Annotated in this window: 13 protein-coding genes; 4 read left to right on the forward strand and 9 right to left on the reverse strand. The window is 64.2% G+C overall.

Features of this window, described 5'->3' with window-relative positions; translation table 11 throughout:
• Positions 1-284: 284 nt before the first annotated feature.
• The 5 genes from yjfF to OKW27_RS15880 all read right to left on the reverse strand — a co-directional run bounded on the left by yjfF (position 285) and on the right by OKW27_RS15880 (position 6,077).
• Positions 285-1,382: a galactofuranose ABC transporter, permease protein YjfF gene (gene yjfF / locus OKW27_RS15860; protein WP_018420772.1), complete on the reverse strand. Its 1,098-nt coding sequence runs from the start codon at positions 1,380-1,382 to the stop codon at positions 285-287.
• Positions 1,379-2,422, reverse strand: coding sequence for an ABC transporter permease (locus OKW27_RS15865; RefSeq protein ID WP_090806172.1), 1,044 nt, complete (start codon positions 2,420-2,422; stop codon positions 1,379-1,381). The genes yjfF and OKW27_RS15865 overlap by 4 nt, the downstream gene beginning before the upstream one ends.
• Entirely contained in the window at positions 2,419-4,053 is a 1,635-nt protein-coding gene (locus OKW27_RS15870) for a sugar ABC transporter ATP-binding protein (RefSeq protein ID WP_429334049.1), read from the reverse strand. Before OKW27_RS15870 ends, OKW27_RS15865 begins: the two co-directional genes overlap by 4 nt.
• A 253-nt stretch (positions 4,054-4,306) precedes the next feature.
• Positions 4,307-5,293 (reverse strand): ABC transporter substrate-binding protein, encoded by a 987-nt coding sequence (locus OKW27_RS15875; protein ID WP_090806177.1) that lies wholly within the window; start codon positions 5,291-5,293, stop codon positions 4,307-4,309.
• Between the two features lie 181 nt (positions 5,294-5,474).
• Positions 5,475-6,077, reverse strand: coding sequence for an alpha-ketoglutarate-dependent dioxygenase AlkB family protein (locus OKW27_RS15880; protein WP_090806179.1), 603 nt, complete (start codon positions 6,075-6,077; stop codon positions 5,475-5,477).
• A 140-nt stretch (positions 6,078-6,217) separates the two neighbouring features.
• Between OKW27_RS15880 and OKW27_RS15885 the strand changes: the two genes are divergently transcribed.
• On the forward strand, positions 6,218-6,802 hold the full coding sequence (locus OKW27_RS15885) for a malonic semialdehyde reductase (protein WP_429334050.1): 585 nt from the start codon (positions 6,218-6,220) through the stop codon (positions 6,800-6,802).
• Positions 6,803-6,860: 58 nt separating this feature from the next.
• Here OKW27_RS15885 and OKW27_RS15890 read toward each other — a convergent pair whose 3' ends face one another.
• Positions 6,861-7,208 carry a hypothetical protein gene (locus OKW27_RS15890; protein WP_090806184.1) on the reverse strand — a complete coding sequence of 116 codons (348 nt, stop codon included), beginning with the start codon at positions 7,206-7,208 and terminating at the stop codon, positions 6,861-6,863.
• Between the two features lie 399 nt (positions 7,209-7,607).
• Here OKW27_RS15890 and OKW27_RS15895 point away from each other — a divergent pair, with 399 nt between their 5' ends.
• The 3 genes from OKW27_RS15895 (at position 7,608) to OKW27_RS15905 (ending at position 10,372) form a co-directional block, all read left to right on the forward strand.
• Complete coding sequence (locus OKW27_RS15895; protein ID WP_090806186.1) at positions 7,608-8,771, forward strand: metallophosphoesterase; 1,164 nt, start codon at positions 7,608-7,610, stop codon at positions 8,769-8,771.
• Between the two features lie 476 nt (positions 8,772-9,247).
• Positions 9,248-9,955 (forward strand): MgtC/SapB family protein, encoded by a 708-nt coding sequence (locus OKW27_RS15900; RefSeq protein WP_429334051.1) that lies wholly within the window; start codon positions 9,248-9,250, stop codon positions 9,953-9,955.
• Between the two features lie 162 nt (positions 9,956-10,117).
• A complete protein-coding gene (locus tag OKW27_RS15905; protein WP_090806189.1) occupies positions 10,118-10,372 on the forward strand; it encodes a GlsB/YeaQ/YmgE family stress response membrane protein in 255 nt (84 codons plus the stop codon).
• Between the two features lie 104 nt (positions 10,373-10,476).
• Here OKW27_RS15905 and OKW27_RS15910 read toward each other — a convergent pair whose 3' ends face one another.
• The 3 genes from OKW27_RS15910 to OKW27_RS15920 all read right to left on the reverse strand — a co-directional run bounded on the left by OKW27_RS15910 (position 10,477) and on the right by OKW27_RS15920 (position 14,724).
• The gene (locus OKW27_RS15910) at positions 10,477-11,976 is read right to left on the reverse strand and encodes an acetyl-CoA hydrolase/transferase family protein (protein WP_429334616.1); all 1,500 of its coding nucleotides are present in this window, start codon (positions 11,974-11,976) and stop codon (positions 10,477-10,479) included.
• A gap of 177 nt (positions 11,977-12,153) precedes the next feature.
• On the reverse strand, positions 12,154-12,372 hold the full coding sequence (locus OKW27_RS15915) for a hypothetical protein (protein ID WP_090806192.1): 219 nt from the start codon (positions 12,370-12,372) through the stop codon (positions 12,154-12,156).
• 138 nt (positions 12,373-12,510) lie between these two features.
• On the reverse strand, positions 12,511-14,724 hold the full coding sequence (locus tag OKW27_RS15920) for an FUSC family protein (RefSeq protein WP_429334052.1): 2,214 nt from the start codon (positions 14,722-14,724) through the stop codon (positions 12,511-12,513).
• Between the last annotated feature and the right edge of the window lie 205 nt (positions 14,725-14,929).

A 14,929-nucleotide genomic window follows, 5' to 3' on the forward strand; every position in this document is an offset into this window, starting at 1 on the left:
GCGTAACGACGGGAAACACACTGATCCTGTCGGCGCCGACGCAAGGCGGTCACTATCTCGCCGATGTGATTGCGGGTCTGCTGCTCATTGCGCTGACGATTGCAGCGCTCAAGCGCTGCATGCACCTGCTGGCGACGCGCAAATCCGCGAATGCGCCGAGCTCGCGGTCTATGCCGGTGCGAACGGCATGAGCTGGACGCTCGGAAGCGGCCGCGCGGACTAACATGAACGCGGCGCGGCTTGCGCCGCGCCGCCGTGGTTCGAAGCGACTGGAAGACCGCGCGCTAGCCCGGCGCCCGCCCCAACACCTGCGAATCCGACGACGCCGTCGTCGACGTCTCGTCACGCCCGTGCCCATGCCCCGTCGTCGTGACCGCATTGGTGCCGCCGGGCCGACGCACCGATTTCGCGTGCCGCTCGATCAATCGCTGCAGCAAACAGAACGCGCACAGCAGCGCGCCGATCACGATGCGCGTCCACCACGAACTGAGCGTGCCGTCGAACGTAATCAGCGTCTGGATCGTGCCCAGAATGCCGACGCCGAACAGCGAGCCGACCACATAACCGACGCCGCCCGTCAGCAGCGTGCCGCCGATCACCGTGGCCGCAATCGCATCGAGTTCCATGCCCTGCCCTTGCAGCCCATAGCCCGACAGCACGTAGAACGTGAACACCGCGCCGCCGAGCGCCGAACAGAAGCCGCTCAGCGCATACACGCCGACCCGCGTGCGCGCGACCGGCAGGCCCATCAGCAGCGCCGAGCGCGGATTGCCGCCGACCGCATACACGTTGCGTCCGAAGCGCGTGAAATGGGCGACATAGATCGCGGCCGCGAGCGTCACGGCCGCGATCAGCACGTTCGCCGATACCGAACCGACGCCGACGCTGAGACGAAACGCGGAGATCGCCTTGAACGTCGGATCGGTGATCGTGATCGACTGCGTCGTGATCAGAAAGCACAGACCACGCGCGAAGAACATCCCCGCCAGCGTCACGATGAACGCCTGCAGGCGGAAGTAGTGAATCAGCGCGCCCTGCACCGCGCCGAACACCGTGCCCATCAACAGCACGATCGGAATGATGAGCCACACCGACACATGCATGTGCTCGGACAGCACTGCTTCGACGATCGTCGTCAGCGCGACGATCGAGCCCACCGACAGATCGATGCCGCCCGACACGATCACGAACGTCATGCCGATCGCGACGATCAGCAGGAACGCGTTGTCGACGAGCAGATCGAGCAACACCTGCCACGCGAAGAAACCGGTGTACATCACCGAACCAAAGCCGAACAGCGCGCAGAACAGCAGGACCGTCACCGCGATCGGCAGCGTGCGCGGATCGACCACGCGGGCGAGTGCTTCGAGAACGCGCGTCATCGTGCCACCCCGCGCGATTTGACGAGCGACGCGCCGAACGACACCGCGAGCGCGCGTGCCGCCGGCGACTGGATCACGCTGACCGCGAGCACGACGGCCGCCTTCACGACGAGCGTCGCTTCCGGCGGCACGCCGATCGAATACGTGGTGTACGTGAGCGTCTGGATGATCAGCGCGCCGAGCACCGTGCCCGCGAAACTGAAGCGGCCGCCGAGCAGCGACGTGCCGCCGAGCGTCACGGCGAGAATCGCGTCGAGTTCGAGCAGCAAGCCCGCGTTGTTGCCGTCCGCGCTACGCACGTTCGAGCTGATCAGGATGCCGGCCAGCGCCGCGGTCAAGCCCGAGAAGCCGTACACCGCGAATACGATCGCCTTCGAGCGCAAGCCGACGAGTCGCGTCGCAACCGGGTTCACGCCGATCGCGCGAATGAACAGACCGAGCGCCGTGCCCTCCACCAGGGCGGCGGTCGCCAGCACGGCTACGGTCGCGATCCATACCGAGCACGGCACGCCGAGCCAGTAGCCGCCACCGACGAACAGATAGCCGGGCGCGCCGATCGGGATGATCTGCCCGGCGGTCAGCAGTTGCGCGATGCCACGGCCCGCGACCATCAGAATCAGCGTCGCGATGATCGGCTGCATGCCGACGAACGCGACGAGCAGCCCGTTCCACATGCCGCTCAAGATGCCGACGACGAGCGCGGCCAGCAGCGCCTGCGCGATCAGCGCACCGCTCGGCACGGCCTGGGTCGCGAGTATCGTCGCGGCCGCGGCGCCCGCGATCGCGACCACCGCGCCGACCGAAATATCGATGCCGCGTGTCGCAATCACGAGCGTCATGCCGATCGCGACCAGCACGAGCGGCGCCGCGCGATTCAGGATGTCGATCGGCGCGCCGAACAGGTGGCCGTCGAGCGTGCGCAGCGCGAGAAAATGCGGATTGGCCAGCAGGTTCAGTCCGCCCAGCAACACGAGCGTCACGCATGGCCACAGCAGCGGACGCTCCACCCCGTCGCGCGCGAACCAGTTCGATAGCTTCATTCGCCGCTCCCTGCGATGAGTCGGTAGATGTTGTCCTCGTTCGATGCCTTACCGGCCACCTCGGCGATCTTGCGGCGATCGCGCAGCACCGCGACGCGATGGCTCACGCGCAGCACCTCGCTGATCTCCGACGAGATGAACAGGATGGACAGGCCGTTCGCGCACAGCGCGAGCAGCCGGTCCATGATCTCGAACTTCGCGGCGACGTCGATGCCGCGGGTCGGCTCGTCGAGGATCAGCAGTTTGGGATCGGTTGCGAGCCAGCGCGCGAGCAGCGCCTTCTGCTGGTTGCCGCCGGACAGCAGCGCGATCGGCTGCTCGGCGTCGGACGCCTTGATGCCGAGCCGCTCGATCCACATATCGGCGAGCTCGCGCGCGCGTTGCCGGCTGATCTTGCGCCACCAGCCGCGCCGCGCCTGCAACGCGAGCATGATGTTTTCGCGGATCGACAGTTCGGCGACGATGCCTTCCTTCTTGCGGTCTTCCGCGCAATAGCCGATGCCGTGGCGCACCGCGTCGTGCGGCGTGCGCAGCCGCACGGCGCGCCCTTCGACGAGGATCGTGCCGCTGTCCGCGCGATCCGCGCCGAACAGAAGCCGCGCGGTTTCGGTGCGGCCCGAGCCGAGGAGACCCGCGAGGCCGAGAATCTTGCCGGCCTGCATCTCGAGATCGATCGGCTGCAAGGTGCCGCGACGGCCGACGCCGCGCAGCTCGATGAACGGCTGCGTGGCCGTTGCTTCCGTGTGGTCTTGCGCGACCTCCTGATCGTCGGCGGCCTGTCCGTCGTGCGCCGCTTCGCGCAGACGCGCGCTCATGCGCTCGTGGCCGACCATCTTCGCGACCAGCTGATCCGCGGACAGATCGCGCGCGAGATATTCGCCTTCGCGCTCGCCGTTGCGCATCACCGTGATGCGATCGGAGATCGCATAAGTCTGCTCGATGAAATGCGTGACGAACAGGATCGCAATGCCCGATCGCTTAAGATGTCGAAGTATTTTGAATAGCTGCGCGACTTCGCTGTCGTCGAGGCTCGAAGTCGGTTCGTCGAGAATCAGCACGCGCGCATCGACGGACAACGCTCGCGCGATCGCGACCATCTGCTGCACGGCGATCGGATAGGCGTCGAGCGAGCGCGTGACGTCGAGCGACACGTCGAGGCGCGCGAGCGCTTCCTGCGCGCGCCGCTTGATGTCGGGCCAGTCGATCGCGCCGAAGCGGCGCGGCTGCCGGCCCGCGAAGATGTTCTCCGCCACCGACAGATTCGGGCACAGGTTCACTTCCTGGTACAGCGTGCGCACGCCGGCCGCCTCGGCTTCCTGCGGCGACGCGAACGCGACCACCTCGCCGCCGAGGCGGATCGTGCCGGCATCGGGTGCGAGCACACCGGTGAGCACGTTGATCAAGGTGGATTTGCCGGCGCCGTTCTGGCCCATCAGCGTATGGACCTCGCCGGGAAACAGGCGGAAGTCGACGTGTTGCAACGCCTTCACGCCCGGAAATGTCTTGCTGACGCCGGAGGTCGCCAGAATCGGTTCGCGCGCGCTCATGTCATTCTGTTGGCTTGGCGCGCCCGGCGGCGTGCCGCGCCGCGGCTGGTCCGGGTGATTCGGTTCGGTAGCGGAATGGGTCATGGACCTCGCTCGATCGGCTATGCATGGTTCGGCAGGCCCCAGCGGCATGCTCCGGCGGGCGCATGCTCCTGAAAAGAGACCGCCCGCTGCAGAAGAAAGCAGCCCGGGCGGTCAGGCACCACTGGAGAAACCTGTTCGATGCGTCCGTACTGCACATCTCCTTCGCGCCGTGAGCCCGTTGGCCCCGGCGCCTGAACACCGCACACGCCGCGGCGCTCGCGCGAGCGCTGCCGCGGCGACGTTGCGCGCCGCGTCAGTACTTACGCGACGGCAGAGTTTGCGCGGCCACGCTCATCGGGAAGACAGTCTCCTGAGTCAGGATGCGCTTCGGCAGCGGCTTGCCAGCCACCACGTCTTTCACCGCCGACATCAGCTGCGGTCCGAGCAGCGGGCTGCACTCGACGTCGACGTTCATCTTGCCGGCGGCCATCGCCTGGAAGCCGCCCTTGGTTGCGTCGAACGAAACCACCACGACGTCCTTGCCCGGATGCATGCCGGCTTCTTCCATCGCCTGGATCGCGCCGAGCGCCATGTCGTCGTTATGAGCATAGACGACGTTGATCTTGTTGCCGTAGGTCTTGATGAACGCTTCCATCACCTGCTTGCCGCCGGCGAGCGTGAAGTCGCCGCTTTGCGACGCGATGATCTTGAACTTCGGATCGCTCTTGATCACTTCGATCAGACCCGCGTGGCGGTCGTTGGCCGGCGCGGAGCCGACCGTGCCTTGCAGCTCGGCGATGTTGACCGGACCTTTATCGTCCTTGTAGTGATCCGCGAGCCAGTGGCCGCCGCGCCGTCCTTCTTCGAGGAAGTCCGAGCCGATCATCGTCACGTACAGCGACGTGTCCTTCACGTCGATGTTGCGGTCGGTCAGGATCACCGGAATCTTTGCGGCCTTGGCTTCGAGCAGCACCGGTTCCCAGCCCGATTCGACGACCGGCGAGAACGCGATCACGTCGACCTTCTGCGCGATATACGAGCGGATCGCCTTGATCTGGTTTTCCTGCTTCTGCTGCGCGTCGGAGAATTTGAGGTTGATGCCGGCCTCCGTCGCCGCCGACTTCACCGATTCGGTATTCGCGGTGCGCCATGCGCTTTCCGCACCGACCTGCGCAAAACCGAGCGTAATTTTCTTGTCCTCGGCATGCGCGCCGGGCGTGGCCAGCGTCAGCGCTCCGAGACTCGCGCAAAGCGCGAGCGCGCCCAGAGCGCGACACGCGGCACGTCGTGTATTCGCCATGACAGTCTCCAATCGTTGTTGTGTAGACGACCCAGCGGTCTGCCCGGCCCTCGTGGCCCTCACGGCCCATGGATCGTGATGTAGCGTACTGTGCGAGGCGTTAACCGTCCAATCATATGATTCGCGCCCTCGATATCAATTTTGGTATGGCGCGCCGGTCAGAGCATTGCCGCTCGCTGCCTCAGGTCGGCGTCATTCTCGGCGTGACCCAGCGAAACGTCAGATTGATGCGCTCGCCGCTCACGCGCGGCTCCTTCGGCACCCGATGACGCCACTGCGCCTGGGTGTCGCCTTTCATCACGAGCAGGCTGCCGCCCTTCAGCGAGAACGATTGCACGACGCCGCTGCGGTTGTGCTGCAGATCGAACCTGCGCGCGACGCCGAGGCTCACCGACGCGATCACCGGTTGCTTGCCGAGTTCGGGCTCGCGGTCCGCGTGCCAGCCCATGCTGTCGGCGCCACTGCGGTAACGATTCAGCAGCACGCTGTTAAAACGCGCGCCGCTGGTCGCCTCGACGGCCGCCTTCAGTTCGGCGACGGCGGGCGTCCATGCTTGCGGCACGTTGCGGATGCCCGAGTACACGTACACCGCGTCCGGCTCGCCCTGCCAGGCGGTCAGACGCGGCAGTGCAACACGGCCGGCGGGCGTGCCCATCATGTCCTGGCGCCATTGCACTTCGTCGATCAGTCGGGCCAGCAGGCGTTCGGCGTCGGCCGCTGCGAGCCAGTCTGGATACCAGTCGACGTCGGGCGTCGGCAGGTCGTTGAATAAATCGGTGCTCATCGGAATGTCTGGATGCAAGCGGACAAGTCAAAACCCTGACTATTATGGCGACACCGGCTCACCCGCTGATTCACGCGCGTTGCTCTTTCATTCGACGCGGCTCTCCGCGTTCCCTCTGTTCTTTCGCACGGACTACTTCCATGACACTTTCGGATCAGGCGCTCGCGCAGCTCTTTCGCGACGCGCGTACGCACAATGGCTGGCAGAACAAGCCGATCGACGACGCCGTGCTGCGCGAGCTGATGGAGCTCGTACTGCTCGGCCCGACCTCGGCCAATTCGAGTCCGGGCCGCTTCGTGTTCGTCAGGACGTCGGAGGGCAAGGAGAAACTGCGCCCGGCGTTGTCGGCTGGCAATCTCGAGAAAACGATGGCCGCGCCCGTCACGGTGATCGTCGCCATGGACATGGCCTTCTACAAGTATCTGCCGAAACTGTTTCCCCATGCGGATGCGCGCAGCTGGTTCGTCGGCAACGAGCGGTTGATCGCGGACACGGCGTTTCGCAATTCGACGCTGCAAGGCGGGTATCTGATTCTCGCGGCGCGTGCGCTCGGTCTGGACACTGGGCCGATGTCGGGCTTCGATCAGGCCAAGGTCGACGAAGCGTTTTTTGCGGGCACGACGCTGAAGTCGAACTTCCTGATCAATCTTGGCCACGGCGATCCGTCAAAGCTGTTTGGACGCAGCCCGCGTTTTTCGTTCGACGAAGCGGCGCGCATAGTGTGACGGGGCGTTGATGATGGATGGCGCTGCGGGTGCGCGCCACGCGCTGGATCGGATCGCGTCAGGTCAGCACCGCGATATAAAAGACCACCGTGCCGATCAGCGCACCGATGAAGCAGAAGCCCTCTTCGGCTTCGTCGCCATTCGAGCGCAGCCACGCGCCGACCGCACCGAACAGGCCCGCGATGCCAAGCGCGACGCACACCATCACGACGTCGAACAGCGCGCTTTTGCCGAGTTCGGAGAAATCGATGTTGCGTACGCCGACGTAAAGCGCAATCGCCATCAGCGAGATACCGACGAGCGGCAGCATCACGTGGCTGCCCTCGTGCCCGACATGATGCTCATGATGAACATGATGCACGTCGTGCGCGTGATGCCACAGGTGGCCCGATTTGAGCAGCTTCATGATGTGCCTCCCCCCGCCCGATCTTTCCCGGCGACAGAACCAGTCATGGCCGAAGCGCCCTACGCTGCCCCGGCAACAAGCTGGCTTGTTTCAAGCATACTCCACGCATGAATACAATTCAAAGCCCATTTAATTCGCTTGCATAGTCATTGAATGCGTGGCGCGCGGCCCTGTAAGTATGTGCTGAGCACGGAATGCGCCTGCCCCGGCGAACACTTTTCGTGGCGCGTCCCGGCGGCTTCGGGGCCGGCGTGTCGTGCGGTGCGGGAGCACGAATTTTGCGGCTACGGCAAGGCACCGAACATGTCGGTAGAATGATTCGCCGCGTTCGTTAACCGATCGCCGCCGCGCTGTCGCTGATGCCGGCCCTTTGGCCTCCTTCCCACCCTGATCCTCTTTATGCGACGTTCATCGTTTCTTGTCCGCATCATCCTGATTGGCATCCTGCTGCATATCTACGTCGGCTTGCGCCTGATTCCCGACATGCCGATCACCGCGGCCGGCCGCGGGCTGTGCGCGCTGTGGCTCGTGCTGTCGATCTTCCTGATCCCGGTCGGCATGATGGCGCGCGGCTTCAAGCGCCAGCCGCTCGGCGACCGGCTCGCGTGGGTGGGCCTGCTCGCGATGGGCTTCTTCTCGTCGCTGCTGGTACTGACGTTCGCGCGCGACCTCGTGCTGGCGTCGCTGCTGACGATCGACGCGATCTGGCCGAACACGCTCACGATCGCGCATTGGCGCACCGGCTCGGCGGCGGCGGTGCCGCTGCTCGCGCTGCTGTCGACGCTGATCGGCCTGTTCAACGCGCGCCGTCGCGCGCGCGTCGTCACGATCGACGTGCCGATCGACGATCTGCCTGCCGCGCTCGACGGCTTCACGATCGTGCAGATCAGTGACATCCACGTCGGCCCGACGATCAAGGGCCGTTATGTCGACGCGATCGTCGACGCGGTGAACCGGCTCAAGCCGGATCTGATCGCGGTGACGGGCGACGTCGTCGACGGCAGCGTGCCGCAGCTGAGCCGGCATACGCAGCCGCTGTCGCGGCTCGCCGCGCGGCACGGTGCGTTTCTCGTGACCGGCAATCACGAGTACTACTCCGGAGCGAACTCGTGGATCGCCGAATTCCGCCGGCTCGGCTTGCGGGTGCTGCTGAACGAACACGTGATCGTCGACCATGACGGCGCGCGCGCCGTCATCGCCGGCGTCACCGATTACTCGGCGGGTCATCACGACCCCGCGCATCGCAGCGACCCGGTCGCGGCGCTCGCCGGCGCGCCGGGCGACGTGCTGATCAGGGTGCTGCTCGCGCATCAGCCGCGTTCGGCCGAAGCGGCCGCGGCGGCCGGCTTTACGCTGCAGTTGTCGGGTCATACGCACGGCGGTCAGTTCTTTCCGTGGAATTTCTTTGTGCGCCTGCAACAGCCGTTCACGGCAGGCCTCGCGCGCCTGAACGGACTCTGGGTTTATACGAGTCGCGGTACGGGCTATTGGGGTCCGCCGAAACGACTCGGTGCGCCTTCGGAAATCACGCGCTTGAGACTCGTGCCGGGCGAACCGGATTGAACTCAACATTCGCAGTCCGGAGCAATTAATTACGGCCTGTCTACGACACGGCTGTAGCAAACCCACATGCGCACTCTCCGCCGATCGCGGCTTGACTGAACTTTACGCCGCCCTCTAAAATTCCCGCAATTCTTTTAACCGGAATCACGATCTTGGACAGTAGCAGCTGTACCAGCCGAGTATCGATTTGCCCGCTCGCCTGAGCGGCAGGATTTCCGCGTCAGGTCTCCCTGTCGCCGTCCTGCCCTCGGGCTCGATGGCGCACGTCGCTCTCATTTCATTGTCATTCGCGTACTGTCGGTGAAGCGCAGCGTGGCTCGATGCCATGCCGATGCCGCACGCTTCCCGCCGCTGCACGCGTGTGCGCGCGTATTTCGTTCCACCCTCATGCGCTTAGCGTGCACGAGCTAGACGACCTGACGTTCCCACGCCTAGGCTTCACCCTGCGGCAGCACGCACGCCAACCTTTCTGAACGATGACACTCGAATTCTTCCTGCGGCTTCTGACCGCTTTTGCTTGCGGCGTCGCGATTGGCCTCGAACGACAGATGCGCCAGCGCACTGCCGGCCTGCGCACGATCACGCTCGTGGCGAGCGGCGCGTGCCTGTTCGTCACGCTCGGCGTGCTGACCGGCAACGGCGTCAGCGGCGTCACGCAGATTGCCGCCTATGTGGTGTCCGGCGTCGGCTTTCTTGGCGGCGGCGTCATCATGCGCGACAAAGGCTCGATCCAGGGGATCAACACCGCGGCGACGCTGTGGTGCTCGGCGGCCGTCGGCGTGTTGAGCGGCGCGGGACATTACGGACCGGCGCTCGCGGGCACCGCGGTCGTGCTGCTGGCCAACACCGCGCTGCGTGAAGTGAGCCGGATGATCAACTCGACGCCGGTTTTAAACGCCGACCTCGTGCGCGAGTACGTGCTGACGATCGTCTGCCGCGAAGCCGACGAGATCAACATTCGCGCCGCGATTTCCAACTCCATGTACTCGGCGCCGCTGTCGTTCCAGAGCCTCACGAGCGAGGATGTCGAGGACGAACCGGCGCGCATTCGCGTGACGGCGACGCTGACGATGCATCCGAAGGATCAATCGAAGCTCGAACAGATGGCGAGCCGCCTGAGCATGGAAAAGAGCGTGTCCAGCGTCAGTTGGACCGCGCGGGAAGCGGAGCCGACGCCCGAGTGAAGCGCGGCGCGTAAGTCTCCTTTGTTCGCGCGCATCGTCTACACTTAGCTGGCAGCAGATTCAGAGAATGTTAATTCCGCGTCGTGAACGTGGACGGTCCCATAACCTTCGACTAAGCTCTGTCACCGTGATTTGTTCACACTCAACCAGGGAGTCTCGAATATGGAACACGGCATCATCGCATGGATCATCATCGGCGCGATCGCGGGCTGGCTCGCGGGTGTGCTGGTCAGGGGCGGCGGCTTCGGTCTGATCGTCGACATCATCGTCGGGATCATCGGCGCGTTCATCGGCGGGTGGCTCGCCGGCGTGCTGCATATCTCGCTTGGCGGCGGCTGGATCAGCTCGATCGTCACCGCGTTGATCGGAGCGGTCATTCTGCTGTTTATTATCCGGCTCGTGCGACGAGGGTCCTGAGTACGGCATCCGACGTCATCAAGCGCCAGCGGGTTCGAATCGCTGGCGCTTTTTTATGGCCTGTTGCTTCTGCTTTTGTCGCCGCGGTTGTGGCCGCCGCAGAATCAGGCCGGCAGCATCGACCCCGTATCGCGCAGCCGCGTATGCCATGCAAACGCCTGATCGAGGCAATGCGGCGTCTGCCCTCCCCAGAGCGACGCATCGTGGTAGTAGTCGCGCAACAGCTCGCGATACCGCGGATGCACGCAATGCTCGATGATCAGCGTCGCGCGTTCGCGCGGCGCGAGGCCGCGCAGATCGGCGAGACCCTGCTCGGTGACGACGACGTCGACGTCGTGTTCGTTGTGATCGCAATGCGGCACCATCGGCACGATGCTCGAAATGCGGCCGTCCTTCGCGGTCGACTTGCTCGCGAACACCGCGCACGACGCATTGCGTGCAAAGTCGCCCGAGCCGCCGATGCCGTTCATCATATGCGTGCCGCCGACATGCGTCGAATTGACGTTGCCGTAGATATCGAATTCGAGCGCGGTATTGAGCGCGATCAGACCGAGCCGCCGAATCACCTCGGGATGGTTGCTGACTTCCTGCGGACGCAGCACGAGCCGGTCGCGATAGCGCTCGATATCGCCAAATACCTGCGCCTGCCGCGCGGCCGACAACGTGATCGACGCGCCGGACGCGAACGCGACCTTACCAGCGTCCATCAGATCGAACGTCGAATCCTGCAGGACTTCCGAATAAATTTCGAACACCTCGAAAGGCGAATCGACGAATCCTGCCAACACCGCGTTGGCGATCGTACCGATGCCCGCCTGCAGCGGCGGCAACTGCTTCGGCATGCGGCCACGCGTGACTTCGTGCTGGAAAAATTCGATCAAATAACCGGCGATCAACGCGGTTTCCCGATCCGCGGGCAAGACCGTGGACGGGCTGTCGGCCATGTCCGTCATCACGATCGCCGCGATTTTCTCGGGCGCAATCTCGATAGCGGGTGTGCCGACGCGATCCTGCGCGCGCACGATCGGCAGCGGCTCGCGATGCGGCCGGCGCCCCGGAATCCAGATGTCGTGCAAGCCTTCGAGCCCGAGCGGCTGCGCAAGATTGATCTCGACGATGACCTTGTCCGCGAGAATCGCGAAGCTCGCCGAATTGCCGACCGACGTCGTCGGCACGATACCGCCGCTCTCCGTGATCGCGGCGGCTTCGATGATCGCGACATCGAGCTTGCCGAGCTGGTTCGCGCGCAGCATCTCGACGGTCTCGGACAGATGCTGATCGACGAACATCACTTCGCCGCGATTGATGGCGTCGCGCAGCGTCTTGTCTACCTGAAACGGCAGACGGCGCGCGAGCACATGCGCTTCGGTCAGCATGCGGTCAACGTCATGACCGAGCGAGGCGCCCGTCATCAACGTGATGCGCAGCGGCTCGCCCAGCCGGCGCGCACGCTCGGCGAGCGCGACCGGCACGGCCTTCGCGTCGCCCGCGCGCGTGAAGCCGCTTGCACCCACCCGCATGCCGTCGTGAATCAGAAGCGCCGCGTCGGCGGCCGTGGTGATTTTTCCGCGCAGCGCGGCGCAGCGAATTCGGTCTTCGTACATGAAAGGGAGTCTCTCCATAGTCGCCAGCTCCGTCTACTGGTGCGCACGTCTGCGGTGCGCTTCGCTCAATAGGCGGTTGCCGCACCCGCCGCGGCGTCTCGATCGGACGGCGTCGCGAGCAGGTGTTGGGTCGCGCGATAGGATCCGCGACAGGTGTTGCGCGTGAGGCAGCCGGACTTAGCTGCCGAAGTAGATGTTGCAGAAGCTCATCGGGCCGACACATTCATCGGCTTTCGCTTTCGGCGCTTCCACATGCTTGCGCGGGGCAACCTTATCGGTGCGCTGGCCATCCGCTTGCGCAACCTGCTGCTCCGGCGCGGCCGGCGCCGTCTGTGCATAGGCGGCGGCAGCGGTGGACAAAGAACAGGCAATCAGGACCATCTTCAACACTTTCATCTCGTTCTCCAGGACTTACGACTACTGCGACGAATACTGCGAGGCAGTGACGAAACTATATGACCGCCACCTACGCGAATAAACGGGGCCGCCCGGAAGGGATCTTTCCATCTGGCAGAAAGATCCACGCAGCATTGCTCAGCGACGATTGAAGGGCGCGTCCTTGTCGAGCAACGCGCTGCGAATGAAGTGCAGACAGCTCAAGATACGTTGCAGATCGTGATGCCGGGCGCGCTCGGCGTGCACTGCCTGCAGCATGTCTTGCGCGAGCCAGGTGGCCGAGCGCACGGCGACGAGTGCGCGTTCGAGCGAACGTGGACCTGGGCGTTCGAAGAGCCGGGCAAGATCGTCGCACGTGTGTTCGATCACGCTGCGCCAACGCGGCTGAAGGGGGTCGGCATAATCGGCGCGTGCGGCTTCGTTGCGCAGATCGATGACGGCGTGACCTACTTCGATCGTCGCGAGCATCCAGCGAAGTGCGTCGCGCCGTCGTCGTGAACGGTGCGTCAACAGCACGCGCAGTTGCGAAGTCAGATCATGCGTGCCCGACTGGAAACGTTGGTTCAGACCCGGCAGCGCGTCCTTGCATGCCGACACCGATTGCGCTCGCAGGTCGCCCATGATCCGGTCGATGAGCCAGCGCATATCGGCGGGAAAGACCACCGCGAAAACAACCGCTGCGAGCAGCATCGACGCGGTGAGCGCGATGCCGTTGTTGATCAGCAGATCGGGCACGTAGCTGACGACGTTGTCCGGCCCGGCCAGCAGACAGAAGAACACCGAAAAGCCGATGCCAAGCCCAGCCGCGCCGCGACGCGTCGCGATGAATGCGCCGAGCGCGAGCACCGGCGCGAGTACTGCGCAAAGCAGCGGGAAACCATCGATGTTCGGATACACGTAGCACATGAACACATAGCCGGCCAGCGTCGCGAGCACCGCGCCGATTGCCATCTGGATGGCCATTCTGGTGGCGCTTGGCGCGGTGGACGTCAACGCGCAGACCAGTGTTGCGCCAATTACGGCGAGACCGCCGCTCGGCCAGTTGGTCGCGATCCAGAACGCACCGGCGATTCCGATGACGACAGCCGAGCGCACGAATGTGAACAATACGGCGAAGCGGTTTGTGCGGCTTATAGGTCTGCTTGTGCGGTGGCTATTAGTTGGGCTTGAGCTGCATCGTAGGCTGTGCTGCCGGCTTGCTGTTTTGCGCCACAAGCATGCATAGGTTTGCGAATAGTTTATCCATTCGCCCACGAATCGATACAGCAATTCGGCTGCCGTGTTGAAGTCCGCAAGCGATTCCGCGGACGCGGCTTCGAATGGCCGCCTGGTTTCGCGTACCCGGCGTGGCAAGCTCGCTCGAAAGGGGCGCAGATCGGCTGCTGCGTGCGATGCTTCGACGCCGGCTTCAGCTTGTGCTTCGAACAAGGCTCCCAGTTCGTCGAGGTACGGACCGATGGCCGCGAGTATCGACACAGCGCGGCTGGCGCGCAACCGTTTGAGCAACTGATTCAGCGCATGCAGACGCGCGCACGCATCCATGAATTCGCTATTCAGACGCGCCAGATGCGCACTGCGCGAGCGCATCGCCGGATCTTCGAATGCGACGAACGTGCGGGTTGCTTCGAGGCCAGCGATTTCGTCGACGAAATCCGCGAAACGCCGTTCGAACTGATTGCGCTCGAGCCCGCGTGCGAGCACGTCGACAGCATACGCAGTAAAATTCGCGTACCTGATCTGAAGGTTACGTCGCAGCGCAAGGATCGAGCGCTGGGGCAGCAGCAACGCGCTGACCGCGCTCGAACACACGATGCCGAGCGCCACTTCGGCGGCACGCGTGAGTGCGGCGAGGAACAGTCCCTGAGGCGTCGTCACGTTTGGAATGCCGATCAGCGCGGCGGTGTAACCCGCGAGCACAAAACCGTACCATCTGAAATGCCGATACCTGACCGCCGCAGCAATACAGGCGCTCACCCACACGATCATGCCGAGCATGTACAGTTCGGGCTGCTGACCGAACAGCCCGCCGAGCACGAGCGCGGCCACGGTCCCTACTGCCGTTCCGAGAATCCGGTAGAAGCTCTTCGCGAGCACCATGCCGCTGAACGGTTGCATCAACACAAAGACAGTGGTCATCGCAATGCGCGGCTGCGGCAGATCGAGCAGCATCGCGATGCCCAACGCCAGCAGACCGGCGGTGACCGTCTTCAGCAGATGCAGCCAGGTCAGACCGTCGCTGCTGGCCCAGTCCCGCACGGCGCGATTGAGTTTGGCTCGGCTGAGGCGTCGCCGCATGACGCCGCGCGGACCGAAGAAATCCGCCGACGGTTCGATCGCATGATCGGGTTTCATCTGAAAACAGTGCACCCTACGTGGTCGCTGAGAGAGCCTCCGGACAGAATGGCCGACACCGGCAGGCGAGGCGCCGATTGTAGGAGTCCGCGATGTGTACATTAAGCCGATGGGTGCAGAACATCTGTTCCAGAACGGACAACAATAGTGTTCTGAGACTGACGGAAAATATGATCTTGATCTTGAAACAGAAGGTTTGATGGAC

Origin of the sequence: Paraburkholderia sp. 35.1 (genome assembly GCF_050436525.1) — a bacterium.
Lineage (GTDB): Bacteria > Pseudomonadota > Gammaproteobacteria > Burkholderiales > Burkholderiaceae > Paraburkholderia > Paraburkholderia tuberum.